Below are 26,452 nucleotides of genomic sequence, written 5' to 3'. Positions count from 1 at the left end.
GGTGGTGTTCGGTGAGCGGCTCTTACTGGTTCCAGCTCAGGGAGAATTCGTCGTCGTCCTCATCCACATGGCCGGACAGCGTGACCAGATTGATCTGGATCTGCTGCAGCTCGTAGGGGCGACCGGTCTGCTCTTCAATGCTGGCGCGACGTATGACCAGGCGGCCGGGGGCGTCGATCTTCACGAGACCAGGCGAGTACACGGCCTGGGCGTGGGTGTTGTCGGCGAGGATGGCGTCCACCACGGGGCGCGATTCCTCGTTGTCCTGAAAGGCGATGAACACCTTGGAGACGGGGGTGCTAGCAGATGTGCTCATGGCGCTGCTCCTCAGATGTCCAGACCGGCCTTGCGGGCACGGGCATCCAGGCTTTGGCGGACTTCGCTGAGCACGGCTGCACCACGCACACCCAGGGCCAGTTCGGCCACGGCGGCCAGTGCCACGCCGGCATGGTCGGCATAGCTCAGATACCAGCGCGACAGCTGGCTGCGGTTGTCTGCGGATTCGGCTGCAGCCACCTTGACCACGGCATCGATCCAGCGTGCGGTCTCGGTGTGCCACTCGGGCATGAAGGCCGTGAGCATGGCCACGGCCGTGCCGCCTTGCACCGTGACATGCTCGTCCACGAAGTGGTTGTAGATCAGGGGATAGAGCAGTCCGTCGAGCACCATGTTCTGGGCTAAGAACAGCTCCATGGGGTCCTGCACCACAAGCAGGTCTTCCACCAGATGGCGCAGCGGCTGCCAGGCCGGGTGCTGCATCCAGTCGTTCTTGCCGGCCTCGAGCACGCCGGGCTCGTCCATGACCAGCCCCAGGCGCGTGAGGTACTGGGCCACGCCCAGATGGTCCATGGCATGCATCATGGCCGCAGCCGTGAAGGGCGTACCGTAGCCGCGTGAGCAGATCTGGCTGTTGTTCATATTGCCGCCCCAGGCCACATGGCGCAGCGGCATCAATACATCGCAGGCCTTGGCGCGCAGGGCATCGGACATCTTGCCCGCCAGATTGCGCGACTCCACAAACTGGTAGTTGGCTTCCACGGCCTCCTGCTGCTTGGCACGGGTCATGGTCCAGGTGGCGTAGTAGTACTGACGTGGATCGCGCAGCGCGTTCCAGTCGGCCATGCGGATCGCCGTGCGGCCGGTGTCGAACAGCTCGAACTCCGGCTCCCACAGCGGCCGGTAATGGAAGTGGTGTGTGGGCTGCACGCCCAGCGTGGCCTCGAGATAGCGCGACGCGGGCTTGTCTCCCGTGTAGGCTGCCACGCGGGCAAACGTATGGCGCAGCGGCTGTATCTCGCGCGCCGAAAGCTCGATATTCATGGGCTTGTCTCCTGTGTTGTCGTGGGATGCGTGAGTGATGGTCAGAGCAGCCTGGCTTTCTGGACCTGGCAGAAGGCCTCAAAGTCGGCCTCTGTCATGGCCAGCTCCACCGAGAGTTCGGGCCAGCCCACGGAGAACTCGAAGTCCACAAAACCGTTGGCGCGCTTTTGCAGCACGCGCACCGAGCGGCGCGTGAGATCGCAGGCGGGAAGATCGAGAGTGCTTGTTTCCATGAGGGGCTCCTGGCGGGTCTATGGCCTTTGCAATTGCACAGCCCGTGCCAGTTCATGAAAATATCGATAAATCTAGGGTTACTCCCTAAATTTGTGCGTGCTTGAGCAAGCTGGGGATCAGCGATTCCCGGGCAAACCCTAGGACAGCAGCCACAATGCTTCAATGCCTACTGCAGTGCAGCATGATCAAATGATCAAGCACCCCATGCAAAGGTTCGCAATTCATCAATTGCGCCAGCAGTTCAAGGCCGGGGATGCGGGTCAATCCCGTAGCCAGAATTCGATGTTTTATCGATAGTTTTCTCATGCCCCACACTCCCCCCGCCCTACCCTCCGATGCCGATTTGCGCAGCCAGGTCCGCTTCTCCACCGAAGACGGACTGATCTGGCTCTCGGGCCAGCGCATGTTGCTGCTGCACCTGGCCTCTCTTCACGCCCTGCGCCGCGAAATGATGAACACCATGGGCCCCGATCACACGCGGCGCCTGCTGCTGCGTGCCGGCTATGCCGCAGGTGAGCGCGATGCGCTGCTGGCACGCCAGATACGGCCCACGGCCAGCCTGTTCGAGATGTTTGCCGTAGGCCCCCAGTTGCACCGGCTGGAGGGTGCGGTGCGCGCCACACCGGAAATCTTTGAGGCCGATGAGCAGGCGGGCCACTTTCAATGCGTGGTGCGCTGGGAACACAGCTGGGAAGCGGAAATCCATTTGCGCGAATGGGGCCCCCAGGACCAGCCCTCGTGCTGGATGCTGCAGGGCTATGCCTCGGGTTACTCCAGCGCTTTCTTCCGTCGCCCGGTGTTTTTCAAGGAAATGCAGTGCTCCACCTGCGGCCACGCACACTGCCTGATAGAGGGCCGGTTTCAGCATGAGTGGCCCGATGGCGAACAGATCGCACGCGACTACGACCCCGACTCCATGCTGGTACGCCTGGATGAGCTGCAGTCCCAGGTCGAAGCCTTGCGCACCGGCCTGGCCCCTTGCGACAGCCAAGGCCCTTTGCTGGGCCATTCACGCGCCTTTCAAGCCGCGCTGGAGCTGCTGTCCAAGGCTGCTCCCACCCAGGTCACGGTGTTGCTCACGGGTGAGACCGGCGTGGGCAAGGAACGCTTTGCGCGCGCCCTGCATGCCATGAGCCCGCGCGCCGACAAACCCTTTGTGGCCGTGAACTGCGCGGCCTTGCCCGCCGACCTGATAGAGAGCGAGCTGTTCGGCGCCGAAAAAGGAGCGTTCACCGGCGCCACGGCCACGCGCATAGGGCGCTTTGAACGCGCCCATGGCGGCACGCTGATGCTGGACGAGCTGGGCGAGCTGCCCCTGGCCGCCCAAGCCAAGCTGCTGCGCGTGCTGCAAAGCGGCGAGGTGGAGCGCCTGGGCGGCCACCGCAGCACCCAGGTCGATGTGCGCGTGATCGCCGCCACCAATGTGGACCTGGAAAAAGCCGTGGAGCAGGGGCGCTTTCGGCGCGACCTGCTTTACCGTCTCAATGTCTACCCCATACGCATCCCCGCGCTGCGCGAGCGCGTGGACGATATCGAGCTGCTGGCCATGCATTTGTTGCAGAAATACTCGGCCTTGCACGGCAAGCCGGCCCCGGGCTTCAGCGACCGGGCGCTGACCGCGCTGCGCGGCCACAGCTGGCCCGGCAATGTGCGCGAGCTGGAGAACCTAGTAGAACGCGGCCTCATCCTCACGCCGGCCGGCGAACCCATCGATGTGGCTTGCCTGTTCCCCCAGTGGAGCGACAACGGCCAAAGCACCATAGACGACCAAGGCCATCTGGCCCAGGCCTGCGGCGCAGATGGCGATCTGCACACGGCCGGGGTGTACGACAGCATGCAGCACCAGGGACTTTCGCTGGATGCCTTGGAAGACGGGCTGCTGCAAGAAGCCGTGCGCCGCGCCAGCGGCAATCTGGCCGCAGCGGCCCGCGCCCTGGGCATGACCCGCCCCCAACTCAGCTACCGGCTCTCACGCATCCGCGAACGCACCACAGGCACCGAGGAGTAAACGCTTGGCCAAGAAATCCTTTATGCAATGCCTGGCCCTGCCCGAGACTGAATCCAGCGGCGGCGAAGCATCGCGCACCCTGACCGAGCAAACCTATGCCCGGCTGCGCACCGACATTGTCGAAGGCCGCCTGCTGCCTGGCAGCAAGCTGCGCATAGAGCATCTGCGCCAGGCCTACGAGGTCGGCGCAGGCACCTTGCGGGAGGCGTTGACGCGCCTGGTCAGTGATGCCCTGGTCACAACCGAAGGCCAGCGCGGCTTTCGCGTCTCCACCATCGCCATGGACGACCTGCAGGACATCACCCGCCTGCGGGTACATATCGAAACCCATGCGCTTCGTGAATCCATACGCCATGGCGACGCGGCCTGGCGGGCCCAGTTGCAGGCCAGCTATGACGAACTCTCGGCGGCCGAGCAACCGCTATCCAGCGACAACCGCCGCCAGTGGGAGGCCTTGAACCTGCGCTTTCACGAGACCCTGCTCTCCGGCTATGCATCCCCTTGGACATTGAAGGTGCTGCGCCTGCTGGCGCGCCATAGCGAGCGCTACCGCTGCTATGCCATGGAGCAACCCGCGCTCACCCGTGATGTGCATGCCGAGCACCAGGAAATCTTCGAGCTCGCCATGGCTGGCCAAGAAGCCCGCGCGGCACTGGCCCTGGAAGCCCATATTTGCACCACCCCCCATCTGCTGCTGCAAGCCATGCGCGAAGGCAAGCTGGTGTTGCCTGGCACCCGGCCGGAAGCGGAGGTATGAACTGCAGCACAGCTTTATCATTTTGATAGCTGTCTGTGCTGGATGGGAAAGTGCCAGAGGATAGACAGGGTATATCTACCTGTCCAATGGCAGTCCATCACTCGATTGCCGCTGCCATCCAGGCCACTGACCAGAATAGCTCTGTAGGCCAGCTTTCGTCAGAGGTTTGCATGAATCAAGCTGACTTCCGCTTTTGACCGCTAGTAGCCAGCCACCGAGGGCTGCTCACGCCCCATAGCCGCCGTTCGCACACATCAATTGCAGTCAGTTAAAAGGACGCGCCGAATTGAGGGCTTCGCAGCCTGGCCTTGCTATTGATAGAAGCTGGAGGGCGAGACCCCGAAATGTCGACGGAACATCGCAGCAAACGCGCTGGCACTGCCGTAGCCGCAGTCGAGCGCTACTTCGATGACCTTGTTACCTGCAGCAATCCCGCGCAGCGCGTGAAGCAGCCTAGCCTGCTCACGCCACTGAGCGAACGTCATGCCAGTCTCCTTGGCAAATAGCCGGTGCAACGTTCGCTCTCCCACATGGATTGACGCTGCCCATTCCGCGGCATTCGACGAATCTGAGGGGGTTGCGCTAAGTTGGTCGCAGATGCTGCGAAGCCGCCCATCCTTGGGCATTGGCAGATGAAGCGGAAGGGTTGTCGAGACGCGAATCTCATCAATGAGCAATTCCAGAAGCCGTGCGTCGCGGCCTTTCGGCTCGGTGTGGAACGCAATGCGGACCGCCTCCACGAGCAGTTCGCGCAGCAGGGGTGAGACGTTGATGACGCTGCTCTCATGCGGCAAGGTCGTTACCTTCGCGGCATCGATGTACGCCGTGCGCATAAGCACGTCACCGGCCATCGTGACGGTATGCCGCAGGCCCGTGGTTATCCAGAGCGCGCGATTGGGAGGGACGATCCAAGACCCCGCGTCGGTGTGCACCACCATAACGCCCTCTGTAGCGTAGAGAAGCTGGCCTTTGGGGTGGGAATGCCAACCCGTGGACATACCGACCGGCCACCTGCTCTCCATGACGACGACCGGCCAGGCCAGGCTGTCGTACTGCTTGTGTTTATGGGATGGATGCGTTGCCATGGCAGAAACTCTACAGGTATTGGCAGATGAGCGTGCGACAGCCAATCGGCAAGGACGTAATCTCCAAGTTCAGCCGTTCAACGGCTCAGGTCCAACGCACTTGCCTCTGTATTTCCATGACCGTCAGAACTGCCACTCTCTCTACATCGGAAGCACCTTGCATCGCGGTGCCCGACGCCAAGCCACAGGGATTCCTTCTCCCTATCGTCGTGGGCGCTGCCTTTGCCCACCTTCTCAACGACATGATCCAGGCCATGCTGCCTTCGATCTTTCCCATGCTCAAACAGAGCTTCTCCTTGAGCTTTGGGCAGATCGGAATCATCGCACTGATCTATCAAGTCACGGCTTCGCTGCTCCAGCCCTGGATCGGCCTGTACACAGACAAGCACCCCAAGCCATACCTGCTTCCTTCGGGCATGGGGATGACCTTCATCGGAATCGCGCTCTTGGCTACGGCCAGCAGCTACGAGATGCTGTTGGTTGCGGCAGCGGTGGTGGGCGTCGGCTCTGCTACTTTTCACCCAGAGGCCTCGCGGATTGCCAGGCTGGCGTCGGGTGGCAGGTTTGGAACAGCGCAATCCACTTTTCAGGTAGGTGGTAACACCGGCTCAGCCATCGGCCCCTTGCTGACTGCGGCCATCGTTATCCCGCATGGTCAGCCAGCCGTAGCATGGTTCATGGTGGTCGCACTGGTTGCGATCTTCGTTTTGTATCGCCTCACGATCTGGGTACGTCATCACGGAACAGCTAAAGCCAAGGTCCTGTCGAAAGGCCATGGCGAGGGGCTGGACCGCTCTGGCGTGATACGTGCGATTTCCGTTATCTGTGTGCTGATGTTTGCGAAGTTCGTCTACATCGCATCATTCACCAACTACTTCACGTTCTATCTGATCGAGCGCTTTCAGCTCAGCGTGCAGACGAGCCAGCTGTTTCTCTTCATGTTCCTCACAGCTGTGGCCGCAGGAACCTTCGTAGGAGGACCTGTTGGAGACCGCATTGGCCGCAAGGCTGTCATCTGGATTTCGTTTCTTGGCGTCGCCCCGTTCGCTCTTGCGCTGCCTTATGTCGGTCTTGCCGGGACAGCCATCCTCGCCATTGTCATAGGCTTGGTAATGTCATCTGCCTTTGCCGCTCTGGTGGTCTACGCACAGGAGGCCGTCCCCGGTCGCGTGGGACTGGTATCTGGGCTGATGTTTGGGCTGATGTTCGGCGTCGGCGGAATTGGCGCAGCCGGACTGGGTGAGTTGGCAGATGTACACGGCATTGTGTGGGTCTATGGCGTGACCTCATTTCTGCCGCTCCTTGGCTTCGCCACAGCGTTTCTTCCAGAAACTCAGCGAAAGAAGCTCTAAAACTGCTACATCGCTATACGCCTATGTCCGCTTCCCTCAAAAGTGCCGAATGGCAGGTTGCGGCCGGTTGCGGCTGTCGCTGTTCGGCCCAAAGCATGTATTCAAGTTGACTTGGCCTTACTGGCTGCAACTGTAAGTGGCTGAATTTTCCCAGCCAAGGCTGCATGCATTAGCCGTTGAAACGTTGGGCAATCGAGATGGTTCTTCTCGGGGCAGTTGGCCGCATGTCGTAAGCCGTCACGCACAGCCTTTAATTGCTTGATGGATCTCTCTACTAGATCGGCCTTGGCGAGCATCATTTCTCTAGGTACCTGAATGTTCCCATCAAGAGGCAACATTGCTCTAATCTCGTCGAGTGAGAACCCAGCAGCCCGTCCAAGAGCGATGACCGATAAGTGCTCTAGAACTTGAGCATCAAACAGTCGCCGCTGCCCATGTCTTCCGATAGAGCGGATCAACCCCTTCTCTTCATAGAAACGAAGTGTTGGTGCAGATAGTCCTGTTCGTTTTGCTACTTCTGTGATGTCCATATTCACGCCTTGCGCTCAAGTGCACTTGAGCTTTTACAGTGTTTCACATCACTGTAAATCACCAGAAGCAATACGAAAAAATGACTAAGCTTACAAACGGTTGGATGCTGATTTTTGGTCTCGGCGTTGGCGCAACATTACTGATGGACTTGTGGTCTGCCGTGCTCCGTCGCATGGGAATAGCCACCTTGAACTACGCAATGCTTGGGCGCTGGTGCCTTCACTGGCGCAGTGGTATCTGGTTTCACAAGTCAATCAAAGAGGCTCAACCAATGGGCGGCGAAAATGTCGTTGGCTGGACGCTGCACTATCTGACAGGAATTGCTTTCGCGCAGGTGTTTGTGCTCGTTACAGGGCGCCAGTGGATAGAAGTGCCCGCCTTGGCTCCAGCGCTGATTTTTGGTGCGGCGACAGTGCTTTTCCCGTGGACCGTCTTGCAACCAGCGCTAGGGGCTGGATTCGCAAGCGCGAAAACACCTCGTCCATGGCTCAGTCGCGTAGTGAGTCTGGCGACGCATCTGGTTTTTGGAGCCAGCTTATACCTTTGCGCCAGAGCCTTCACGGCACTTTAACGACTGCTCCCGGCCGAAAGGCGCCTGCCAGGGAGCGACCTCGGTAGCCAGGGATGATCATCCTCAGTCAATCCTTGATCGAAGCTGTCGGTGCACTGATAGCGAGCATTTGGTACAGATGATCAATGTTGCCGACTCACCCATTTCAATCGAACCTGCAGAACGGAGGTGCTCGACTACTATGTCTTTGAATCGTTGCAGGAAGTGCGCTCGATGACCGAGGGCTGGCTGCATCGCTACAACCACCCTCGCCCACATGAATCGCCAGGCCGGATTCCTCCGGTCGCGTATCGTGTCAAACGTTTCCCCAACCTCTGCTTTTAGGTGGCGCAGGAAAACGAGGAGACTTCACTGACCTACCGGGGCGCCGCCTTGATCGCCGTATTCAAGGTAGTCCACAGCTCCTTGGTGACGGGCACCATGTCCTGCCTGAAGTACCACCAGAAGTGACCGCCCACGTAATTCGGGGTAGTGATCTTCATCGTGTAATAGCGGGTCAGGTACTCGGCCTTCTTGGTTTTGCGTGAGGTACCCACCTCCCCGAACCCGATCTTGGAATTGGGGAACATCACGCGCAGCTTGTCGAACACCTGCTGCCAGTTGGGCTTGAGTCCATTGCAGTCATCCTCATAGTAGGAAATCCAGACGTAATCCAGACCCTGCTTCATGTAGGCAGGGACATTGGTCTCGGCCCACTTGAACATTTCATTGGAGGATTGAGACCAGCAGCCCTGGTTGTAGTAGAGCGTGATCGCGGCCGTCTTGTTCTGTGCCTTCACGATGTTGTAGGCATTGGTCATCTTCGCCACCACATCGGCATTGGCCCCCAGCCATTCGCCGTTTACCTCGTTGGCTACTTCCCAGATATCCACTACATCCGACAACGCATTGAGGTATTGATTAGTCCGTTGGATGTATGCATCCACGCTGTACTGCTTGACGTAGTACGAGTCCAATATCTCACCCATCACATAGGAAACCTTGGAGATTTCCACTGCTGGCTTGCGGTAATAGTCCGGGTTCACGAACTCATCGAAGACGATACGCGTGGTAGGCCGGTAGGCCAGAGACGACAGGCTGCGCGTGATGTCGCCAAGCCTACTCACATCATCCACGGTGACACCGTAGATGGGAGTCGGGACTATGCGGCCCGAGGGTACGTTGGTCTGAGCAGATACTACGGAGCACAGGGAGGCAATGCAGAATGGGATAAACGCTTTCATGCGGTATCCCCCAATGAAGGGTTCAATGAGTTTTTTCACTTGGATCAATATGAATCGAGGCATGGCAAGGGTAGGATGTGACTGGTTCCAGCTGGTAGCACCAGCTCAGACCGACCCTCAGTTGACTCTCGATAATTAGCTAAACGGGCGACTTTAGTGCATGAAATTTGGCTAACAGTGGCTAAATGAAACGAAATGCGTTCCATGAGCCAATGCACATATCGAGCTCACAGCCCTCGGCCCTTGTTGGCGCGCTCATTGCTTTGCGGCAGCTACCAGTCAATGAGTTGATTGCCAGAGTTGATGTGCCAGCCTGGGTAACGTGGGTGAGCCCTCAACATGAAGCGTTACGTGTGTTGCCTACGATATGGGTCGTTTACAAAAATGAGCGCATCGAGAAAATTGTCATCGTGCGGTTGCCAGTCGGATGATATGAACGGTGCTTTAGTGGCCACTTGTCCTTCACTTCACAGTCCGCTTTTGGCCAAGAGTTCCAATTCACTCATGCACCAATAACAGTCACTGGATGACTTGCCGTTCACATCGAGTGCCTGCTCCGGGGACTCATGTAGACCCCACGCTCCCGGCCAAGAGCAGTCGGTCAGAGATTTTTCCAAGCCGACCGCCCCTCAATACTTCAAGCTCACCAGCTGACCTACAGGGGAAGCTGAATTCAAACGCAATCAAACCGCTTCCAAAAGAGCCTTCTTCAGTCGCAAAGTACTAATTAACCGACCTTTGGGTACTTATGCCAGAAGGGAAGGAAACAGGCGCTTACCGCAATGCGACTATCGCCGCCTGCAGGCGCTTCGGGCGCAAACGATGCAAGAGCCAGAGTGGGTATCACCGATGCAGCCTGGTGTAGACCAAGAGCCACTGCATCAAGCGACTCGGTGAACAGGTGATGTCACGTTCGCTCGAGCGGCAGGCCAAAGAGCTTCATATCCGGGCCGCTCTTTTCAATCGGTTCACTGAGCTGGGCTGCCCGCAAACAGTGGCTTTGGCATAGCCACGCCCGGGGTCAGGGGCAGTCTGGCCCGGCGCTGATTTTTGCAACAACACCATGCGCCTAGAGACATGCCCAGTTATAAGATACATAATTGATGAATCTTATGTGCAGCAACGACAGCGAAAGGAATTGTGCGATGAGGATTCATGAGCTTTGCACTGAAGAGGAGGTCGTCAGCTTGGTGCACTCCTTCTATGCGCGAATACGCCAGGACGAGGTGCTTGGCCCCATCTTCGATGCACGTATAGCGGACTGGGACCATCATCTGACCAAGCTGGTGGATTTCTGGTCGGCCATTTTGCGACGCACAGCACGCTTTTCAGGGGCCCCTATGCCCAAACATGCTGCGCTACCAGGTCTAAGCCAAGAGCTGTTTGAGCGCTGGCTGGGCCTGTTCGAGATCACACTGGCCGAGCAACCCAACCGCGCCATGGCCGATCAAGCGTGGCAGGCGGCGCGCCGTATTGCACAGAGCCTGTGGTCGGGCTACCAGATGAGCCGTGATCCCAAGGCACTACCGGCGGTGGTGAGCCATGTCTGAGCTGCTGCAGATCGAGGAGCCGATGAGGTCTGCGCCCCAACCCAAGCCTCCTGCGCCCCAGTGGAAAGCCTTACTGGAGCTTGGCTTCAGGCCCTTGTACATGGCCGGTTGTCTGTGGGCGGCGGTGTCGGTCGCGCTGTGGGTGTTCGCGCCACAGTGGCTTGCGGGGCGTTTGGGCGGCGTGCTGTGGCATGCGCACGAGATGTTGTGGGCCTTTGTGGCGACGATTGCCGTGGGCTTTCTGCTCACGGCGGCTAGTAACTGGACTGGAAGCAACCCTATTCAGGGCCGGGCGCTGGGCGGGTTGTGCGTACTGTGGCTGCTGGCGCGCGTTGGTTTTCTGGTGGTGGGTGATACAGCTTTTGCTTTTGCCGTAGTGTGTGAACTGCTGTTTTTCGCCGCCGCTGCCATAGTGCTGGGCCGGGTGATCTATGCAGCACGCAGCCGACGCAATTACGGCCTGCCGCTGCTGGTGTCAGGCCTGGGCGTGGCCGATGCACTCTTTCTGCTCTCGGTATGGCAAGGCAGCGACTACGCAACGCTGATGCACTACCTCTATGCAGGGCTGCTGTGCATGGCTGTGATTGCACTACTGGTGGCGCGGCGCGTTATTCCATTCTTCGCTATGCGGGCGGTGACGGATCTGCAGATTCCCATGCATATGGCCAGCGGGCAGTGGCAACTCTGGGCTGGCGGGCTTGGCATTGTCTGCCTGTTGCTGGGCTGGGTGCCGGGTATGGTGACCGCATTGGCTGTCACGGGACTCATCACCCTATGGCAGGTGTTGGCCTGGAAACCCTGGGCTGTGCGTCAGGTGCCGTTGCTGTGGATTCTGTATCTGGGTCATGCGGCCTTGGGCACGGGCCTGCTGGTGGCAGCGCTCCAGGCGAGCAGCTGGGTACTGCGCCTGGCCTGGCCGGTCCATGTGATCGGCGTGGCCGGCTTTGCGGTGCTGATAATCGGCATGGTGACACGTACGGCTTTGGGCCATCTGGGGCGACCATTGCGCGCCGATGGGAGCATCGTGGTCATGTATGTGCTGGTGCTCGCCGCCGCTTTGCTGCGCCTGCTGGCACTTCTGCCTGCAGGGCTCCCTCAAGCCGCGCTGCATGCATCGGCGCTTGCATGGGTGCTGGCCTTTGCTTTGTACCTTTGGCGATTTGTGCCCTTGCTGATTCGGCCGCGCCTGCCACCTGCTGGACTCTCAGCGGCTCAGCCCTCAGGACATGTCGTCCGCAAGTCCAGAAAATCTGTTTGAACGAGATCACTCAATGCGTCTAACCCTGATGACCGACTATGCGCTGCGGCTGCTCATGCATGTGGCCCAGCGGCCAGATCGCCTGTGCACGATTTCGGAGGTTGCGCAGGCTTATAGCATTTCCGAGGCAAATCTGATGAAAGTGACGCATCAACTGGCCCTGCAGGGTTGGATAGAGACGGTACGTGGCAAGGGAGGCGGCATGCGCCTCGCCCGTGAACCTAAGCAGATCCATATCGGTACAGTGATACGGGGACTAGAGTCCGACTTCACGCTGGTGGAATGCTTTGGCAACGACAACCGGTGCACGCTGACCGGCGACTGCCGCCTCGCTGGCATGTTGCAAGGAGCTTTGCACAGCTTCATGGCGCATCTGGATGGCTTCACTCTTGCAGACCTGATACCACCAACCTCTGTCAGCGCAGTGCCGTTGATTCCTGCCATACGACTGTCAAGAGAGAAGGCCCAGACATGAGCTATGGCCTGCTGATCACACTACACCTGCTGGCCGCCGTGGCGTTTGCAGGCACAGTGTTCTTCGAAGTCGTGCTGCTGGCCAACGTGCACAGCCGAGTGCCGCAGCAGCACATGCTCCCCGTGGAGCAGGCGCTGGGGACACGCGCCACCGCCGTCATGCCCTGGGTGTTGCTAGTGCTGTATTCTGCGGGAGCAGGCTTGGCCTGGCAGCACCGCTCGGTACTGGCGCACCCATTGGCCAGCAGCACAGGCATGCTGATGGTGCTCAAGATTGCGCTGGCGCTTAGCGTGCTTGCGCACTTCGCCAGCGCCATGTGGTGGCGCCGCCAAGGACAACTTAATGGACGACGCTCGCACCGATTGCACCTGAGCGTGTTCTGCCATGTGCTGGTCATTGTCTTGCTGGCCAAGGCCATGTTCTATCTGCACTGGTAAGAGCCATGCGAGGTATGCCAAGCGGCTGCATCCAAATGCGTCATGGCAGACTTTCCCCTTGATCAGGGTGAGTCTGCCAATTCAATATCCAAAGAACTCCTCACTACGCACATCGTCCTCATCAATACCGGCTGATAACAGCAACTGCTGCATTGCCGCAACCATGGAAGGTGGACCAGCAACATAAAAGATCGGATCAGCCAAGCCCACAATGGCCTGCTGGAGCCACGCTCTATCGATCGTTTGTGTATCACCACTCCAATCCACGGCAGAGTGCGCCATATCCGTCATGGTGGCCTTGAGCCGGAATTTGGGATTCTTCTTTTCGAGAGCTTGAAGCTCAGAGAGAAACGCCGAATCTTCTGGACGACGATTGGAATACAGCAGAAGCAAATCCTGCTGTGACTGCTGCATTGCAGCATTTCTCAGCATGCTCATGAACGGCGTCACGCCAATCCCACCGGCGATGAGCACACCCGCTCGCGCTGTGTTTTTGTGCAAGGTAAGCGAACCAAATGGGCCATCGATATCCAACTCAGCACCTACGGGCAGAGCTGCCAAAGCGCGTTTGTAAACACTGTCCCTCATCCGCGTGGCAAACACTAATTCACTCTCGTGCGGCGCGCTGACGATGGAGAATGCGTGACATCGCTCCTCTTTGCTCTCCCCAGGGACCGCGCCCGGCAGCTGGATTTCAAACGCCTGTCCAGGGCGGAAATCAAACCCCGCCGGTTTGGCGAGATGGAATGCCATCGTACCCTGTGCAACCTCCTCGCGTTCGAGGATTTTGCTGTGCTCTATGCCCATGATTCACTCCTTCGCAATCAATGGATCTACACATTGGATGTGTCCAATGGAGCAAATATTCCCGTCAATCGATACCCACCGTGAGAAACGGGTCGAATTGGGCGTTCTCATTGAGTCGACCACCTCAGCCTGTTATGGCAGCGTTCGGCCAGAAGCAGCCCCGTTCAGCACGAGGCCGCGAATGGGGGGTCTAGGCTGGTTACAGACGCAGAGATGCGGCAAGTCTGCGACCGCTACCTCAGATACCAGACGTTGACCTGCTACCTGGCCAGACTTCCGCTGTGCGCCTCAAACCGAAAACTGGCTGGGCGCAGTGCACAAGACAATTGAACGACAGCTCTCGTGAACTGCGAACTGATGCTGCCGACCCAGTGCAGTCGTTCCGAGGGTTTCATCGAACTACTGAATCTATAAGTTAGACAAGCCATTCGACATGAATTGAGGCTTAAATCCAGTTTTGTCCTGTTCGGAAATCAGTCGGATGACTTTGCATGGGACTCCGGCAGCGATGACACCTGACGGAATATCTGATGTCACAACACTGCCGGAGCCAATGATCGAACCATCTCCAATCGCTACCCCGGGATTGATGTGCACACCTGCTCCAACCCAGACTCGATTGCCAATCTTTACGGGCTTTGCGAAGCATCCACCTGCGGCGCGCTCCATGGGGTCAATTGCGTGATTAGACGTATAGATACCGACTCGCGGCGCAAGGAGCACATCGTCACCGATGTATATGCCACCGCCATCAAGCATGATGCAATCGAAGTTGGCATAGAAATTGTCGCCAATGTGGATATTCCGCCCGAACTCACAACGGAAGGTCGGTTCGAAGTGTACGTTTCGACCTAGATGCCCTAGCAGAGACCTGAGGATCGCCTCCCGCTCACTAGCTGGTTTCGAGAAGGAGTTGTTGTACTCATTGGTCAGCAGCACCGCACTCTGCCTCGCCGCCACCAATTCAGGCGAGAGGTCGTTATACATTTGCCCAGAACAAATATGAGCAAGTTGCGTTTCGAGCTTTGACATTGGGTGCGACTAGTTTTTTAGGAAGGCGATAACCATAGCGCATCGCTGACACTCCTACGGCAACTCCTGGCCACAAGCGACCGTCTCAGAGCCACTCACTCAATGCGGCAATTTGTCCGGATCTACCTCTCAAGTGAGGCATCCGCTTGTATTAGTCGCGCGAATTGGTGGCTGCCAAGTCGGAGTATTTGCACAGCATCTGTATCGGGAAGATAGGGCAATTCGACTCGTACACGACCTTGCTGCCATACCGCGATAGGTACCCAGGGGAAAGTGGGCAACCACGGTAGAAAATGCACCGCAGGTTTGGATGAATCGCGTGCGATACCCGCCCCAAGCTCCCTGCATCGCAGCGAAGACAATGCCCCTTTCAAGTAGTTCACCGCGTCTTCAGCAAAGGCATCAATGCAGGAGTGATTGCCTGCGCCTGCTCCGAGGTCAGCGGGTCGTACGAGACAACAATATAGGCGCCCTCCTCCAGCACATCCGCACGGGCGACGTGGTCGCCGAGTATGCCTACCACCTGCTCTGGCGCAAGTCCGAAGTAGTTGTTGCACTGTTCTCTGGCCCAGTAGTTCACCTGCCTGATGTGAAGGCACTCTTGTCTGCGTGGACCGGCTTGAGCCCGGGCATGCATACGTTCTTCATCGCTGGATTTCCAGAATTCATCTTCCTCTTCGGCCAACACATCCATGTCCTCCACCGCAGCGAAGAATGCACCAAAGCTGCGTATATAGAGGGGGATCACCTGGTCGAAGACATACTTCAGGTCGGCTCCATTTTTTGCAGAATTAAATTCGACAGTCATGTAGTCTTCAAGGCATGGAGCCACCTCTGAATGTCGCCGATACCTCCGGCTCAGAAGTCCAATTTCAAGGCGACTGACCTCCTCGTGAAGTCGATAGCTCACTTCATTGACAGGCCAATCCGATCGGTCTTCAAATGTGATGATATCCACATCTGCCAGCCCCCAAGGTGCGGGAAGCAAAGACAAGCTCTTGCATAGCTTTGCGTAGATTTCAGAAGGACTTTCGTCGAAGTCGAATACTCTGCAAACTCTGACAACGTTGGACGTATTTTTCATTTTCTCCGCTGCCGGACACTCATTCCGCTCGGACAGACCGAGTGGATTCCGAAATTCAATCTAAGCTTGTCCGCTGCGATTTTTACTCTGGCATCTGCAGGCAAGTGCCAAACGGCATACACACCGTTTTGGTGCAGCGCAGACTTGCGGCACTTAAGGCCCTGGCCGCCTTGGCTCTGAATAAATGGAAGGGCGGATGCGCAAACCTGCTCTCTTCCAAGAGAAAGTTGCGGGGAGCCTGTATCCCGCCACCTGGTCTCTCTCATTAGAGAAAAGTGGCTTTCCTGCGGGGGACAGCACCTCGTCTCAACCGCAAACCTTCGGTTTGCTGGGCCGTGCCAGCCACACTTTATTTGTAGCTGATGACAAAGGTGGCATCGGCATTCGCGCTGCCGGGCGTCGGCTTCTGTACGAGCGACGTCCAGGTATAACGGGCCTTCAGTTTGATATTCACCGGCTCATTGCCAAATTCGCCAACCATCCACTGATTGACCTCCCCCGATTCGGGCCCGAAGCTCACGAGCTCTTCATTTTCTCGTTGAATCTCGATACCTACGTTTTTGGCCACCGAATCCTCAGAAAGGGACAGAGTCGTTGATCGATTCGCCGGGTTCTGCGCATCCGAAAATACAACAAACATTCTGGTACTTGTTCCGGTATCACCCCCAGCGCATGCAAGGCTCAGGCTGAAATCCTTCCACGGCCCTTTTCCGTTATCCATCAGGTCGGAAGCACTGATGCTATCGAGAGATACCGGAACCAGTGGGGTATTGAGCTTGCATGTCGGCACTCTAGGCTCAACCACGATTCCGCGTCCTTCCATATAGATTCTTCTATAGGTATGTTGCAGGTCAACATATCTGGACTCACCAATCAGTCCACTAATATATCCCCCTGCCGTGATGGGCCCCGTTTTTACCAATTCCACGACAAACTCTTGAGCTGGCGCGAGAAAATAGTTGGTGCGCTCGTCATATCGCGATTGAGGCCACCAATTCTCGGCATTTATGCCCCCTCTGATTCTGATACCCACGCCAGCGATGGAAGTCTTGAAAGTACCATAACCGTCCGACTGGCTACTGGTCGAAACGGTGTAAAGCGTTGTACCCATTTTCTTTTTGCACTGAATATACCCACCAATGCCCGAGGCCTGAGTGTACTTCAAACTAATAACTGTTCCCTCTGGGACCGATGGATCAAAATCCCCGGTCTCCCACGGCTGAACCTTCAAGTCAACTGTTGGAACAACTCGGTCGTCGTCCAGCCTGATAGAACAGATGTCTTGAGCCTGTGCAGCCATGGGTGCAGCCACAAGAAACGAGGTGCACAAGAATCGCAAAATGACTGGCATCAATTTGCGTTTTCGAAATCGTTGATTTGCCATTGAAATTCCACAAATATCTTTTCTGAGGATGGTATTTGCGGTTCATATGGCGATTTCTAGGATTTTTCTCAAAAGTTTGGCGTGAGCCGGCTCTCACCGAGGTTTGAACTTCCCCCCACTCAGGCTTGCAATCAGGTCGGCCTCAGGCTGACCTGAGTCACTCACAGCCCCATGCCGAAGCGGCAGCAATCGCCAACACCAGTTGCTGCACGCCGCCTGTCTTTAACAGCTGTTTTACGCTCCACACAAGCTGTTCGAATTGCATGACCGCCACGTAACGGTTCAAAGGGCCGTTTCTGCATGCCGCGACAGGTTCGTGTCGTCCCTAAGCAGTCTGTCAACGCCTGAAGAATGAGCGAGCCTTCGAGAGCACCGCGTGTTATGGCGGGCGGCTTCACAGACGAAAACGCGGGCTTGCGCGAGCCATGGCGGGGTCGGACCGGCCTTGCGCACCCTGCGCCGGCGGCCGCAGAAGCACACCAATACAGGTATTAACCCGAATAAAGTCGCTGAAACTGGCTAAAATCGCGCCCATCCCGCGGGAGAGCGGAGCCTTTAGAGGGTTCCCGCCGAAGGCGCAAACTCCCATAATCGCTCAGGCAATAAGTACCGCAGGTGGGTCTGACAAGACCCGGATATCGCCAACTGGAGAGCAGCCCGCAACCACAAGTCTGCAGGGCTCACCGAAGGGGCAAGCATGTCCACCGCGAAGGTGCTCATGCGCAACTCTCAGGTAAAAGGACAGCGGGAGAGGCAAGCCGGACACTCCCGCCGATGTGAGTGGCTGGTCTATTTTCAAGTGCCTTCATGCTTCCTTCCGTCTCTTTGCTGGACTCGTTCCAGGCCTCCAACTTCACCGTCATGCTGGTCATCTATCTGGTGGCCATTACCGCCGAAGCCATGTCCGGCGCACTCGCCGCAGGCCGGCGCAATATGGATATCTTCGGCGTCGTCGTCATCGCCTTTGTCACTGCCCTGGGAGGCGGCACCATCCGCGACATGGTGCTGGGCCACTACCCCATCGGCTGGACCCAGCACCCTGAGTATGTGTATCTGGTCATCAGCTTCGGTCTGCTGACCACCGTGATTGCACGCCATATGCACAGGCTCAAGCAGGTGTTTCTGCTGCTGGACGCCATGGGTCTGATCGCCTTTTCGCTGATCGGCTGCAATACCGCGCTGGAGCTGGGCTACCCCACCATCGTCATCATCATGGCCGGCATGATTACCGGCATCAGCGGCGGCATCTTGCGCGATGTGCTCTGCAACCAGGTCCCCGTGGTGTTCCGCCGCGAGCTGTATGCCAGCGTGTCGCTGTCGGTATGCCTGATGTTCCTGGGCCTGCGCTATCTGGATGTCAGCCCCAATATCAGCACCATCGTGTGTTTTGCCGGCGGTCTGGCCTTCCGTCTGGCCGCCATTCGTTTCAAATGGCGCCTGCCGGTTTTTTCGTACCAGCAGCGCTGGGAATAAGATCGAGCTCCCCCTGTGGCGCTGCGCGCCTTTCCCCTCTCTTGCTACGCAGGAGGGGGGACGCAGTCATCGCTGCGGGGCGGCCCTTGCCTGGCTGCTCTGACCTAGACTGCGCCATGCATTACCCATGTAGTTTCACTTTCCATGTCTGAACCGATCACATGGATGCCGGATGGCACCCCCTATAGCTCCAGATTCGGCGATCGCTATCACAGCGAGTTCGGCGGCCTCGACCAGGCCAGCCAGGTTTTTCTCGGTGGCTGCAACCTGCCAGCAGCCTGGGCCGATGCAGCGCAGTGGCGCATTCTGGAGACCGGCTTTGGCTTCGGCCTGAATTTCCTGGTCACCTGGGCGGCATGGAAGGCCGATCCCAGACGCCCGCGCATTCTGCATTTTGTCTCGGTGGAGGCCTACCCTGTCTCGCGCGAGGATCTGCTCGCGTTTTTGCCGGCCGATGAGGTACTGCGCGCGCTTGGCGAACAACTGGCCGAGCAATGGTGGGGACTGCTGCCGGGCGTGCATCGCCTTTCCTTTGATGACGGCCAGGTGCTGCTGACGCTCTATATAGGCGATGCCAGGACCATGCTGCGCAAGCAGCAGATGACGGCGGACAGCGTGTATCTGGATGGCTTCTCCCCCCAGCTCAACCCCGAGATGTGGGATGAAGATGCCATGAAGAACATTGCCCGCCATTGCCGCCGGGGCACGCAGCTTGCCACCTGGTGCGTGGCCGGCCATGTGCGCCTGGCGCTCAAGGCTCAGGGTTTTGAAGTCAAGAAGCACGCTGGCGTGCCGCCCAAGCGCCATAACCTGCACGCAGCCTACAACCCGGCCTGGGAGCCACGCCATCGCCCTGACGGCCTGCCTGCGCCCGTGGGCCAGGCCGGCCGCTGCCTGGTGCTGGGTGCAGGCCTGGCTGGTGCCGCCGCTGCCGCCAGCCTGGCAAGACGCGGCTGGGAAGTGACGGTCCTGGATGCTGCGGCCGAGCCTGCGGCAGGAGCATCAGGCCTGCCAGCCGGCTTGTTTTGCCCGCATATTTCGCCCGATGACAGTGTTCTATCGCGCCTGTCCAGAAGCGGCGTACGCACAACGCTACAAAATCTGCAGCAACTGAGCCAAGCGCAAAAGTTGTATCCAGCCCAGGACTGGGCCCATGGCGGCGTGCTGGAGCATGACCTGAACGAGCCCTCCCATCTGCCCAGGTCATGGCTGCAACCCGGCAGCGAGAACAGCCCCTGGGGCCTGCACTGGAGTGCGCCTGCGCTGCCGGCTCAGCTGGCTGCGGCACAGCTGCCTGCAGACAGCCACGCCGTATGGCATGAGCAGGCTGGCTGGGTACGCCCCGCACAACTGGTGCGCGCGCTGCTGCAAGCCCCCGGGATTCATTGGCAGGGCCATGCCCGAGCTTCGAGCCTGGTGCGCGATGAAGTGCGCAATATCTGGCAGGTGCTGGATGCGCAGGGCCAGACCCTGGCCGAAGCCCCCATGCTGGTGCTGGCCCTTGGCCCGGACACCAAGCCCTTGTTGCAAGCCAGCGGCCTGGCAGCAGGACAATGGGAGCTGCAAGCCATACGCGGCCAGGTCAGCGTGGCCGAGCATGATGCAGGGACGCTGGCGGCCATGCCGCCCTTCCCCGTCAACGGTCATGGCAATCTGGTGCCGGACTTCCCCTCGGCCGACCGGGCCGGCGCGCACCAGTGGATCATGGGATCGACCTTCGAGCGCGATGTGACCGAGCTGCCGCCCACGGCTGCCGACCAGCAGGCCGCCCATGCCAGCAATGGCGAAAAGCTGGCCGCTTTGCTGCCGGGCTGCAGGCAGGCGCTGCGCTCTTTCTTCGATGCTGAGCAGCGCCCTGCCACCTGGGCGCGCCTGCGTTGCGCGGCCTATGACCGTCTGCCGCTGGCAGGCCCTGCCGGGCAGTCGGCAGCCGATCTACCGGGCCTGTGGGTGCTGACGGGGCTGGGCTCACGCGGGCTGACGCTGTCCATGCTTTGCGGCGAGCTGCTGGCGGCACGCCTGCATGGCGAGCCGCTGCCGCTCGATGCCAGGCTGGCTCAGGCCCTGGGTACGCAGCGCCTGTGGAGCCGCTCTCTGCAGCAGCCCAGGTAGGCCACTCGCAAAAAAAGCACGCAGCGCTTACGGAGAAGTAAGTGCTGCGTGCCGTTTCGGCCCTGATTCTGAAGCCGGGTTTATTCGCTGCTTAACGATGCCACGGTGACCAGGGGCTCCAGTCTGGTCGCCAGCACCTTGTCCAGCGTCTTGCCGTCCATGTCCACGACTTCAAAGCGCCAGTCTTCCCACTCCACCACGTCGGCCTCGGTGGGCACGCGGCCCAGCAGCAGCATGATCATGCCGCTCAAGGTGTGATAGCGGCCGCGCTCTTCCTCGGGCACGGTATGCAGGCTCAGGCGGTCCTTGAGTTCGGGCACGGGAATATGGCCGTCCAGCAGCCAGCTGCCGTCTTCGCGCTGCACGGCCCAGCTGGTTTCGGGATCACGCGGCTGGAATTCGCCGGTAATCGCCTCGATCAGGTCCTGCAGCGTGACAATGCCCTGCACCTCGCCGTACTCGTCGATCACAAAGGCCATATGCAGATCGGAGGTGCGGAAGTTGTCCAGCAACTCCATGCCGGTAATGGTCTCGGGCACATAGAGGGCAGCCTGCAGAGGCTGGTCCTTGAGCGCCTGCCTGCCCTTGTTGAGCAAGGCCTGCGTCAGCCACTGGCGGGCATTGAGCACGCCCACGATATTGTTCATATCGCCGCGCACGACGGGGAAGCGCGCATGGTCGGCCTGTTCGACACGGGCCAGAGTCTCTTCCAGGCTCTCGTCGATATCGAGGCAGATGACATCGCTGCGCGGCACCATCAGCGAGCCGATCTGGCGATCGTCCAGACGGAACACATTGCGCACCATGGTGTGCTCCTGCGACTCGATCACGCCGGCTGTGTGGCCTTCCACCAAAATGGCCTGGATTTCCTCTTCGGTCACCACGCTGCCATTGCTTTCCTTGACGCCCAGGACCTTGAGCAGGCCGCGCGTCGATGCCGACAGCAACCAGACAAAGGGTTTGGTGGCCAGGGCCAGGAAGTTGATGGGACGCGAGATCAGGCGCGCCAGGGCCTCGGGATGGGTCTGACCCAGGCGCTTGGGAACCAGCTCGCCCACGACGATGGAGAAGTAGGTGATCAGCACCACCACCAGGCCGGTGGAGAGGTAGTCGGCGTATTTCTGGGTCATGCCCAGGGTGATCAGCCAGTTCTCCAGCGGGCCGGCCAGAGCCGCCTCGCCGACGATGCCGTTGAGCACGCCGATGGAGGTGATACCGATCTGGATGGTGGAGAGGAAACGCGTCGGATCCTCTCCCAATTTGATAGCAGCTGCCGCGCCGCTGTCGCCCTCATCCACCAGTTTCTGCATGCGGGTCTTGCGGGCGGTGACCAGCGCAATTTCCGACATGGCGAAGACGCCGTTCAGACAGATGAGAGCGAAAAGTATGGCTATTTCCATAGTCAGGCACCCGCTTTCAATCCAGGCGCCTCAATCATTGAACAAGCCTTGATTCTAGAGAATGCCCGGCACAGGGGCGCTCACAAAATGCAAGCGCGCAGAAAGGAAATTGGTTCAGGAGCTCCGTAAGAGCGTTCTGGCAGCTCTTCACATATTCATTCAGATATATATGAAGCACTAAATAATCGTTTGTTTTTATATAAAGCCTCTCTACAGTTCAGTCCAACGATCCAAGTGCAATGCCACCCGAGGCAAGGCATCCGCTCCACGGAAGAACTGAAGACATGTATCAATACACCGATTTCGACAAAGCGTTCGTCAAGCAACGCGCCGACCAGTTCCGTGACCAGCTCCAACGCTGGCAGGCAGGCAAGCTCACGGAAGACGACTTCCGCCCGCTGCGCCTGCAAAACGGCTGGTATGTGCAGCGCTATGCCCCCATGCTGCGCGTGGCCGTGCCCTACGGCGAAATCAACTCGGCCCAGATCCGCGTGCTGGCCAAAGTGGCCCGCGAGTACGACGAGCCCGAGGCCGAAGTCTTCAAACAGGCCCTGGAAGGCCAGGGCAAGCTGGGCACGACCTATCTGCCCAAGAACTGCGCCCACTTCACCACCCGCACCAATGTGCAGTTCAACTGGATTCCGCTGAGCAAGTCCGCCGACGTGATGGATCTGCTGGCATCCGTGAACCTGCACGGCATCCAGACCAGCGGCAACTGCATCCGCAACACCACCACCGATGCGCTGGCCGGTATCGCACCCGACGAGATCATCGACCCCCGTCCCTACGCAGAAATTCTGCGTCAGTGGACCACGCTGCACCCCGAGTTCGCGTTTCTGCCACGCAAGTTCAAGATCGCCATCACCGGCGCCAGCGAAGACCGCGCCGCCACGGGCTGGCATGACGTGGGCCTGCACATGGTCAAGAACGAAGCCGGCGAGATCGGCTTCAAGGTCTTCGTGGGCGGCGGCATGGGCCGCACGCCCGTGATCGGCACCGTGATCCGCGAGTTCCTGCCCTGGAACCAGATCATGAATTACATCGAGGCCATCGTCCGCGTCTACAACGAGCTGGGCCGCCGCGACAACAAGTACAAGGCCCGTATCAAGATTCTGGTCAAGGCCGAAGGCCAGGCCTATATCGATGCCGTGGAAGAGGAATTCCGCCAGATCGTCGAAGTGGACGGCGGCCCTCACACCGTGCCCCAGGCCGAGTTCGATCGCGTGTCTGCCATGTTCACCACGCCCGCTCTGCCCGTGGTGGCCGATGTCGCAGGCGATGAGCAGGCCCTGATTGCCCAGACTGCCAAGGAACCCGCCTTTGCACGCTGGATTGCCCGCAACGTCCACGCCCACCGCGTGGCCGGTCTGCGCGCCGTGACCCTGTCCTTCAAGCGTGTGGGCCAGGCCCCCGGCGATGCACAAAGCGAACAGCTCGACGCACTGGCTCATCTGGTGGACAAGTTCTCTGCCGGCGAAGCCCGCGTGACGCACGACCAGAACGTGATGCTTCCCTGGGTACAGGTCGGCCAGCTGCATGCGCTGTGGACCGAGGCCAAGGCCCTGGGTCTGGCCAGCACCAATGTGGCGCTGCTCACCGACATGATCGCCTGCCCCGGCGGCGACTTCTGCGCGCTGGCCAATGCCCGCAGCCTGCCGATTGCCGACGCCATCACGGCCCGCTACCAGGATCTGGACGAGCTGGACGACATCGGCGAGATCGATCTGCATATCAGCGGTTGCATCAACAGCTGCGGCCACCACCACAGCGGCCATATCGGCATTCTGGGCGTAGATAAAGACGGCAAGGAGTGGTATCAGGTCACGCTGGGCGGCTCCGACGGCTCGACCCTGTCCGGCCAGGCCGTGGCCGGCAAGGTCATCGGCCCCTCGTTCAGCGCAGCCGAGGTGCCCGATGTGATCGAAGCCGTGCTCAGCACCTATCGCGACCTGCGCCAGCCCGGCGAGCACTTCATCGACGCCGTGCGCCGCATCGGCCTGGACCCCTTCAAGGAAGCCGGCAAGGCAGCCCGCCACCCTGTGGAAGCCGAAGAAGAAGCGCTGGCCTGAAGCCATAAGAACAAGGATAGAGTCATGAAAATTCTGGCAAGCAACGAATACCAGGCCCCCAGCGAGAGCACCGGCAATGTGCTGGTGCTGGCCAACGATGTGAACGCCCTTGAGGTGAATCTGGACGGCATCACGCAGGTGGATCTGCATTTTCCTAACTTCACCGACGGCCGCGCCTTCAGCCAGGCCTATCTGCTGCGCCGCCGTCTGAAGTTTGCGGGCGACATCCGTGCCACCGGCGATGTGCTGATCGACCAGCTGGTTCAAATGGAGCGCACGGGCTTCAGCAGCGCCGTGCTGCGCGAAGGCGTGGACGCCGCCGATGCCCAGCGCCAGTTCGAGCGCTTTGGCGGTTTCTACCAGGCCGATGCCGTGCACACACAGCCCCATTTCGTAGAGGTGCAAGCATGAGCCAGCTCGCCCCCGTAAGCACCCTCGACCTGGATCTGGCACCAATCAATGCCGAACTGGGCCGCGACGCCCAGGCGCTGGTGAACTGGGCCGTGGGCCTGGGTCAGCCCACCATAGTCACGACCAACTTCCGCCCCTTCGAGGCGGTGATCCTGCACATGGTGACGCGCGCCAACCCCGACGTGCCCGTGGTCTGGATGGACAACGGCTACAACACCGAAGCCACCTATCAATTTGCCGATGCGGTGACCAAGCAGCTTGGGCTCAACCTCAAGATCTACCTGCCGCTGCGCTCACGCGCCCACCGCGAGGCCGTGGAAGGCGCCACGCCGGCGCTGGACGATCCGCGCCATGCGGCCTTCACCGAAGAAGTGAAGCTGGAGCCTTTTGCCCGCGCCCTGCGCGAAACCGCACCCAAGGTCTGGTTCACCGCCCTGCGCGCCACCGACACCGCCGTGCGAGCACAGATGGAGCCCGTGAGCATCAATCCCGACGGTCTGATCAAGGTTGCGCCTCTGCTGCACTGGTCGTCCAAGGACCTGTACGAGTACTGCGAAAAGCACGGCCTGCCCAACAACTTTGACTATGTGGACCCGACCAAGGGTGAAGACAACCGCGAATGCGGACTTCATATATCTCACTGACCCCCTGAGCCGCTTTGCGGCTTCCCCCTTTCTCGCTGTGCGGAAGGGGGACGACAGCATCGCGGCGGGGCGGCCCTTGCTCGCTGCCTCTTGTTCAGGTTGCGCCAGCTTTTAGGTCTTGCTTAATAAAAAGATAGCTGCTAGCCAAATATCCATAAGCGCTACAGCATTATTTGATTGGATAAAAAATGAACGCTCGTGTGGATACTTCCGTGTTGAGCCATCTCAGCAACCGCCACCTGGATGCACTGGAAGAAGAAACCATTTTCATCCTGCGCGAAGTGGCCGCGACTTTTGAACGCCCCACCCTGCTGTTTTCGGGCGGCAAGGATTCGCTGGTCATGCTGCGCTGCGCCGAAAAGGCCTTTGGCGCTGGCCGCATTCCCTATCCCTTGCTGATGATCGACACCGGCCACAACTTCCCCGAAGTGACCGATTTCCGCGACCAGCGAGCCAAGGAACTGGGCGCCGAGCTGATCGTGCGCAGCGTGGAAGACTCCATGGCGCGCGGCACCGTGCGTCTGGCACATCCCGGCGAATCGCGCAATGTGCACCAGTCGGTGACGCTGCTGGAGGCGATTGACGAGTTCCGCTTCGATGCCCTGATCGGCGGCGCGCGCCGCGACGAGGAAAAGGCCCGCGCCAAGGAGCGTATCTTCAGCCACCGCGACAGCTTCGGCCAGTGGCAGCCCAAGGCCCAGCGCCCCGAGCTGTGGACGCTGTTCAACACCCGCATTGCACAAGGCGAGCATTTCCGCGTCTTCCCCATCAGCAACTGGACCGAGCTGGATGTGTGGCAGTACATCGCCCGTGAAAACATAGCCCTGCCATCGATCTACTACACCCACAAGCGCGATGTCGTGGAGCGCAAGGGCCTACTGGTGCCCGTGACCGAACTGACCCCGCCGCGTGAGGGCGAGGAAGTCGTGCAGCGCGATGTGCGTTTCCGTACCGTGGGCGACATCACCTGCACCTGCCCCGTGGAAAGCACGGCAGCAACGGCCGAAGACATCGTGATCGAAACCCTGGCCGCCGAGGTCAGCGAACGTGGCGCGACGCGCATGGACGACAAGACCAGCGAAGCGTCCATGGAAAAGCGCAAGAAAGACGGTTACTTCTAACGCTCCCCCTGTGGCGCTATCGCGCCTTCCCCCTCTCTCATCAGGCTTCGCCTTCGGGAGGGGGACGACACCAGCGCGGCGGGACGGCCCTTGCGCGGTGTCCGGGGTTGGGCC

The 26,452-nt window shown here is 59.4% G+C and carries 26 protein-coding genes, 2 pseudogenes and 2 riboswitches; of the genes and pseudogenes, 16 read left to right on the top strand and 12 right to left on the bottom strand.

The features are described from left to right. Positions 1 to 22: 22 nt before the first annotated feature. The 3 genes from FSY45_RS17135 to FSY45_RS17125 are packed head-to-tail and all read right to left on the bottom strand — an operon-like array spanning position 23 to position 1,553. Positions 23 to 316 (bottom strand): MmoB/DmpM family protein, encoded by a 294-nt coding sequence (locus FSY45_RS17135; protein WP_003066653.1) that lies wholly within the window; start codon positions 314 to 316, stop codon positions 23 to 25. 11 nt (positions 317 to 327) lie between these two features. Then, positions 328 to 1,320: an aromatic/alkene monooxygenase hydroxylase subunit beta gene (locus tag FSY45_RS17130; RefSeq protein ID WP_046462199.1), complete on the bottom strand. Its 993-nt coding sequence runs from the start codon at positions 1,318 to 1,320 to the stop codon at positions 328 to 330. Positions 1,321 to 1,361: 41 nt separating this feature from the next. After that, positions 1,362 to 1,553: a phenol hydroxylase subunit gene (locus tag FSY45_RS17125; protein ID WP_046462200.1), complete on the bottom strand. Its 192-nt coding sequence runs from the start codon at positions 1,551 to 1,553 to the stop codon at positions 1,362 to 1,364. A gap of 305 nt (positions 1,554 to 1,858) precedes the next feature. Between FSY45_RS17125 and FSY45_RS17120 the strand changes: the two genes are divergently transcribed. Further along, the gene (locus tag FSY45_RS17120) at positions 1,859 to 3,562 is read left to right on the top strand and encodes a sigma-54-dependent Fis family transcriptional regulator (protein ID WP_148748123.1); all 1,704 of its coding nucleotides are present in this window, start codon (positions 1,859 to 1,861) and stop codon (positions 3,560 to 3,562) included. Positions 3,563 to 3,566: 4 nt separating this feature from the next. Further along, positions 3,567 to 4,319, top strand: a complete 753-nt coding sequence (locus tag FSY45_RS17115; protein WP_046462202.1) for a GntR family transcriptional regulator — start codon at positions 3,567 to 3,569, stop codon at positions 4,317 to 4,319. Between the two features lie 311 nt (positions 4,320 to 4,630). On the opposite strand, the gene FSY45_RS17110 is transcribed toward FSY45_RS17115, so the two are convergent. Then, on the bottom strand, positions 4,631 to 5,404 hold the full coding sequence (locus tag FSY45_RS17110) for a helix-turn-helix transcriptional regulator (RefSeq protein WP_046462203.1): 774 nt from the start codon (positions 5,402 to 5,404) through the stop codon (positions 4,631 to 4,633). A 26-nt stretch (positions 5,405 to 5,430) separates the two neighbouring features. Here FSY45_RS17110 and FSY45_RS17105 point away from each other — a divergent pair, with 26 nt between their 5' ends. Then, a complete protein-coding gene (locus FSY45_RS17105; RefSeq protein WP_080944533.1) occupies positions 5,431 to 6,756 on the top strand; it encodes an MFS transporter in 1,326 nt (441 codons plus the stop codon). A 101-nt stretch (positions 6,757 to 6,857) separates the two neighbouring features. On the opposite strand, the gene FSY45_RS17100 is transcribed toward FSY45_RS17105, so the two are convergent. Beyond that, positions 6,858 to 7,286 (bottom strand): helix-turn-helix domain-containing protein, encoded by a 429-nt coding sequence (locus tag FSY45_RS17100; RefSeq protein WP_046462204.1) that lies wholly within the window; start codon positions 7,284 to 7,286, stop codon positions 6,858 to 6,860. A gap of 38 nt (positions 7,287 to 7,324) precedes the next feature. On the opposite strand from FSY45_RS17100, the gene FSY45_RS17095 reads away from it, so the two are divergent. Next, positions 7,325 to 7,858 (top strand): DUF2938 domain-containing protein, encoded by a 534-nt coding sequence (locus tag FSY45_RS17095; RefSeq protein WP_223305730.1) that lies wholly within the window; start codon positions 7,325 to 7,327, stop codon positions 7,856 to 7,858. 156 nt (positions 7,859 to 8,014) lie between these two features. After that, positions 8,015 to 8,182: pseudogene (locus FSY45_RS17090) on the top strand (integrase core domain-containing protein); the annotation flags it as partial. A gap of 32 nt (positions 8,183 to 8,214) precedes the next feature. Here the strand turns inward: FSY45_RS17090 and FSY45_RS17085 are convergent. After that, positions 8,215 to 9,081: a hypothetical protein gene (locus FSY45_RS17085; RefSeq protein ID WP_034362322.1), complete on the bottom strand. Its 867-nt coding sequence runs from the start codon at positions 9,079 to 9,081 to the stop codon at positions 8,215 to 8,217. A 772-nt stretch (positions 9,082 to 9,853) separates the two neighbouring features. Here FSY45_RS17085 and FSY45_RS17080 point away from each other — a divergent pair. The 5 genes and pseudogenes from FSY45_RS17080 to FSY45_RS17060 form a co-directional block, all read left to right on the top strand. Next, a pseudogene (locus FSY45_RS17080) lies at positions 9,854 to 10,090 on the top strand (IS5/IS1182 family transposase); the annotation flags it as partial. A 136-nt stretch (positions 10,091 to 10,226) separates the two neighbouring features. Continuing rightward, positions 10,227 to 10,631, top strand: a complete 405-nt coding sequence (locus FSY45_RS17075) for a group III truncated hemoglobin (protein ID WP_003066669.1) — start codon at positions 10,227 to 10,229, stop codon at positions 10,629 to 10,631. Continuing rightward, complete coding sequence (locus tag FSY45_RS17070; protein WP_046462205.1) at positions 10,624 to 11,889, top strand: NnrS family protein; 1,266 nt, start codon at positions 10,624 to 10,626, stop codon at positions 11,887 to 11,889. The genes FSY45_RS17075 and FSY45_RS17070 overlap by 8 nt, the downstream gene beginning before the upstream one ends. Before the next feature lie 13 nt (positions 11,890 to 11,902). Further along, entirely contained in the window at positions 11,903 to 12,364 is a 462-nt protein-coding gene (locus FSY45_RS17065) for an Rrf2 family transcriptional regulator (RefSeq protein ID WP_046462206.1), read from the top strand. Beyond that, a complete protein-coding gene (locus FSY45_RS17060; protein WP_003066676.1) occupies positions 12,361 to 12,801 on the top strand; it encodes a CopD family copper resistance protein in 441 nt (146 codons plus the stop codon). The genes FSY45_RS17065 and FSY45_RS17060 overlap by 4 nt, the downstream gene beginning before the upstream one ends. A gap of 81 nt (positions 12,802 to 12,882) precedes the next feature. Here FSY45_RS17060 and FSY45_RS17055 read toward each other — a convergent pair whose 3' ends face one another. The 5 genes from FSY45_RS17055 to FSY45_RS28275 form a co-directional block, all read right to left on the bottom strand. Further along, positions 12,883 to 13,608, bottom strand: a complete 726-nt coding sequence (locus tag FSY45_RS17055; protein ID WP_046462207.1) for an FAD-dependent oxidoreductase — start codon at positions 13,606 to 13,608, stop codon at positions 12,883 to 12,885. A 408-nt stretch (positions 13,609 to 14,016) separates the two neighbouring features. Further along, a complete protein-coding gene (locus FSY45_RS17050) occupies positions 14,017 to 14,640 on the bottom strand; it encodes a sugar O-acetyltransferase (protein ID WP_003066680.1) in 624 nt (207 codons plus the stop codon). A gap of 379 nt (positions 14,641 to 15,019) precedes the next feature. Beyond that, on the bottom strand, positions 15,020 to 15,724 hold the full coding sequence (locus FSY45_RS17045) for a hypothetical protein (RefSeq protein ID WP_131667135.1): 705 nt from the start codon (positions 15,722 to 15,724) through the stop codon (positions 15,020 to 15,022). 349 nt (positions 15,725 to 16,073) lie between these two features. Beyond that, positions 16,074 to 17,108 carry a fimbrial protein gene (locus FSY45_RS17040; protein ID WP_080944535.1) on the bottom strand — a complete coding sequence of 345 codons (1,035 nt, stop codon included), beginning with the start codon at positions 17,106 to 17,108 and terminating at the stop codon, positions 16,074 to 16,076. A 157-nt stretch (positions 17,109 to 17,265) separates the two neighbouring features. Beyond that, positions 17,266 to 17,394: a hypothetical protein gene (locus tag FSY45_RS28275; protein ID WP_255443341.1), complete on the bottom strand. Its 129-nt coding sequence runs from the start codon at positions 17,392 to 17,394 to the stop codon at positions 17,266 to 17,268. A 243-nt stretch (positions 17,395 to 17,637) separates the two neighbouring features. Then, positions 17,638 to 17,730, top strand: a riboswitch (glycine riboswitch). 13 nt (positions 17,731 to 17,743) lie between these two features. After that, positions 17,744 to 17,863: riboswitch (glycine riboswitch) on the top strand. 52 nt (positions 17,864 to 17,915) lie between these two features. Here FSY45_RS28275 and FSY45_RS17035 point away from each other — a divergent pair. Next, positions 17,916 to 18,581 (top strand): trimeric intracellular cation channel family protein, encoded by a 666-nt coding sequence (locus FSY45_RS17035; protein ID WP_003069687.1) that lies wholly within the window; start codon positions 17,916 to 17,918, stop codon positions 18,579 to 18,581. A gap of 165 nt (positions 18,582 to 18,746) precedes the next feature. After that, the gene (gene mnmC / locus FSY45_RS17030) at positions 18,747 to 20,693 is read left to right on the top strand and encodes an FAD-dependent 5-carboxymethylaminomethyl-2-thiouridine(34) oxidoreductase MnmC (RefSeq protein ID WP_080944536.1); all 1,947 of its coding nucleotides are present in this window, start codon (positions 18,747 to 18,749) and stop codon (positions 20,691 to 20,693) included. Between the two features lie 80 nt (positions 20,694 to 20,773). Here the strand turns inward: mnmC and FSY45_RS17025 are convergent, their stop codons facing one another. Next, complete coding sequence (locus FSY45_RS17025) at positions 20,774 to 22,093, bottom strand: hemolysin family protein (protein WP_003069691.1); 1,320 nt, start codon at positions 22,091 to 22,093, stop codon at positions 20,774 to 20,776. Between the two features lie 284 nt (positions 22,094 to 22,377). Between FSY45_RS17025 and FSY45_RS17020 the strand changes: the two genes are divergently transcribed. From FSY45_RS17020 to cysD, 4 genes are all read left to right on the top strand, one after another. Continuing rightward, positions 22,378 to 24,162, top strand: a complete 1,785-nt coding sequence (locus FSY45_RS17020; RefSeq protein WP_012839091.1) for a nitrite/sulfite reductase — start codon at positions 22,378 to 22,380, stop codon at positions 24,160 to 24,162. Positions 24,163 to 24,186: 24 nt separating this feature from the next. Then, positions 24,187 to 24,573: a DUF934 domain-containing protein gene (locus FSY45_RS17015; protein ID WP_003080160.1), complete on the top strand. Its 387-nt coding sequence runs from the start codon at positions 24,187 to 24,189 to the stop codon at positions 24,571 to 24,573. Next, a complete protein-coding gene (locus FSY45_RS17010) occupies positions 24,570 to 25,217 on the top strand; it encodes a phosphoadenosine phosphosulfate reductase family protein (RefSeq protein WP_046462209.1) in 648 nt (215 codons plus the stop codon). The genes FSY45_RS17015 and FSY45_RS17010 overlap by 4 nt, the downstream gene beginning before the upstream one ends. Positions 25,218 to 25,405: 188 nt before the next feature. Then, positions 25,406 to 26,338, top strand: coding sequence for a sulfate adenylyltransferase subunit CysD (gene cysD / locus FSY45_RS17005; protein ID WP_003069699.1), 933 nt, complete (start codon positions 25,406 to 25,408; stop codon positions 26,336 to 26,338). Positions 26,339 to 26,452 lie beyond the last annotated feature (114 nt).

Source organism: Comamonas sp. Z1, from assembly GCF_008121555.1.
Lineage (GTDB): Bacteria > Pseudomonadota > Gammaproteobacteria > Burkholderiales > Burkholderiaceae_C > Comamonas > Comamonas thiooxydans.
The sequence above is the reverse complement of the archived record's forward strand: the minus strand, read 5'-3'. Positions and strand labels throughout refer to the sequence as shown.

Bases quoted from the DNA above. Each gene is read 5' to 3' on its own strand.
- FSY45_RS17135 (WP_003066653.1), bottom strand. From the start codon at position 316: ATGAGCACATCTGCTAGCACCCCCGTCTCCAAGGTGTTCATCGCCTTT.
- FSY45_RS17130 (WP_046462199.1), bottom strand. From the start codon at position 1,320: ATGAATATCGAGCTTTCGGCGCGCGAGATACAGCCGCTGCGCCATACG.
- FSY45_RS17125 (WP_046462200.1), bottom strand. From the start codon at position 1,553: ATGGAAACAAGCACTCTCGATCTTCCCGCCTGCGATCTCACGCGCCGC.
- FSY45_RS17120 (WP_148748123.1), top strand. From the start codon at position 1,859: ATGCCCCACACTCCCCCCGCCCTACCCTCCGATGCCGATTTGCGCAGC.
- FSY45_RS17110 (WP_046462203.1), bottom strand. From the start codon at position 5,404: ATGGCAACGCATCCATCCCATAAACACAAGCAGTACGACAGCCTGGCC.
- FSY45_RS17105 (WP_080944533.1), top strand. From the start codon at position 5,431: ATGAGCGTGCGACAGCCAATCGGCAAGGACGTAATCTCCAAGTTCAGC.
- FSY45_RS17100 (WP_046462204.1), bottom strand. From the start codon at position 7,286: ATGGACATCACAGAAGTAGCAAAACGAACAGGACTATCTGCACCAACA.
- FSY45_RS17085 (WP_034362322.1), bottom strand. From the start codon at position 9,081: ATGAAAGCGTTTATCCCATTCTGCATTGCCTCCCTGTGCTCCGTAGTA.
- FSY45_RS17075 (WP_003066669.1), top strand. From the start codon at position 10,227: ATGAGGATTCATGAGCTTTGCACTGAAGAGGAGGTCGTCAGCTTGGTG.
- FSY45_RS17070 (WP_046462205.1), top strand. From the start codon at position 10,624: ATGTCTGAGCTGCTGCAGATCGAGGAGCCGATGAGGTCTGCGCCCCAA.
- FSY45_RS17065 (WP_046462206.1), top strand. From the start codon at position 11,903: ATGCGTCTAACCCTGATGACCGACTATGCGCTGCGGCTGCTCATGCAT.
- FSY45_RS17060 (WP_003066676.1), top strand. From the start codon at position 12,361: ATGAGCTATGGCCTGCTGATCACACTACACCTGCTGGCCGCCGTGGCG.
- FSY45_RS17055 (WP_046462207.1), bottom strand. From the start codon at position 13,608: ATGGGCATAGAGCACAGCAAAATCCTCGAACGCGAGGAGGTTGCACAG.
- FSY45_RS17050 (WP_003066680.1), bottom strand. From the start codon at position 14,640: ATGTCAAAGCTCGAAACGCAACTTGCTCATATTTGTTCTGGGCAAATG.
- FSY45_RS17045 (WP_131667135.1), bottom strand. From the start codon at position 15,724: ATGAAAAATACGTCCAACGTTGTCAGAGTTTGCAGAGTATTCGACTTC.
- FSY45_RS17040 (WP_080944535.1), bottom strand. From the start codon at position 17,108: ATGGCAAATCAACGATTTCGAAAACGCAAATTGATGCCAGTCATTTTG.
- FSY45_RS17035 (WP_003069687.1), top strand. From the start codon at position 17,916: ATGCTTCCTTCCGTCTCTTTGCTGGACTCGTTCCAGGCCTCCAACTTC.
- mnmC (WP_080944536.1), top strand. From the start codon at position 18,747: ATGCCGGATGGCACCCCCTATAGCTCCAGATTCGGCGATCGCTATCAC.
- FSY45_RS17025 (WP_003069691.1), bottom strand. From the start codon at position 22,093: ATGGAAATAGCCATACTTTTCGCTCTCATCTGTCTGAACGGCGTCTTC.
- FSY45_RS17020 (WP_012839091.1), top strand. From the start codon at position 22,378: ATGTATCAATACACCGATTTCGACAAAGCGTTCGTCAAGCAACGCGCC.
- FSY45_RS17015 (WP_003080160.1), top strand. From the start codon at position 24,187: ATGAAAATTCTGGCAAGCAACGAATACCAGGCCCCCAGCGAGAGCACC.
- FSY45_RS17010 (WP_046462209.1), top strand. From the start codon at position 24,570: ATGAGCCAGCTCGCCCCCGTAAGCACCCTCGACCTGGATCTGGCACCA.
- cysD (WP_003069699.1), top strand. From the start codon at position 25,406: ATGAACGCTCGTGTGGATACTTCCGTGTTGAGCCATCTCAGCAACCGC.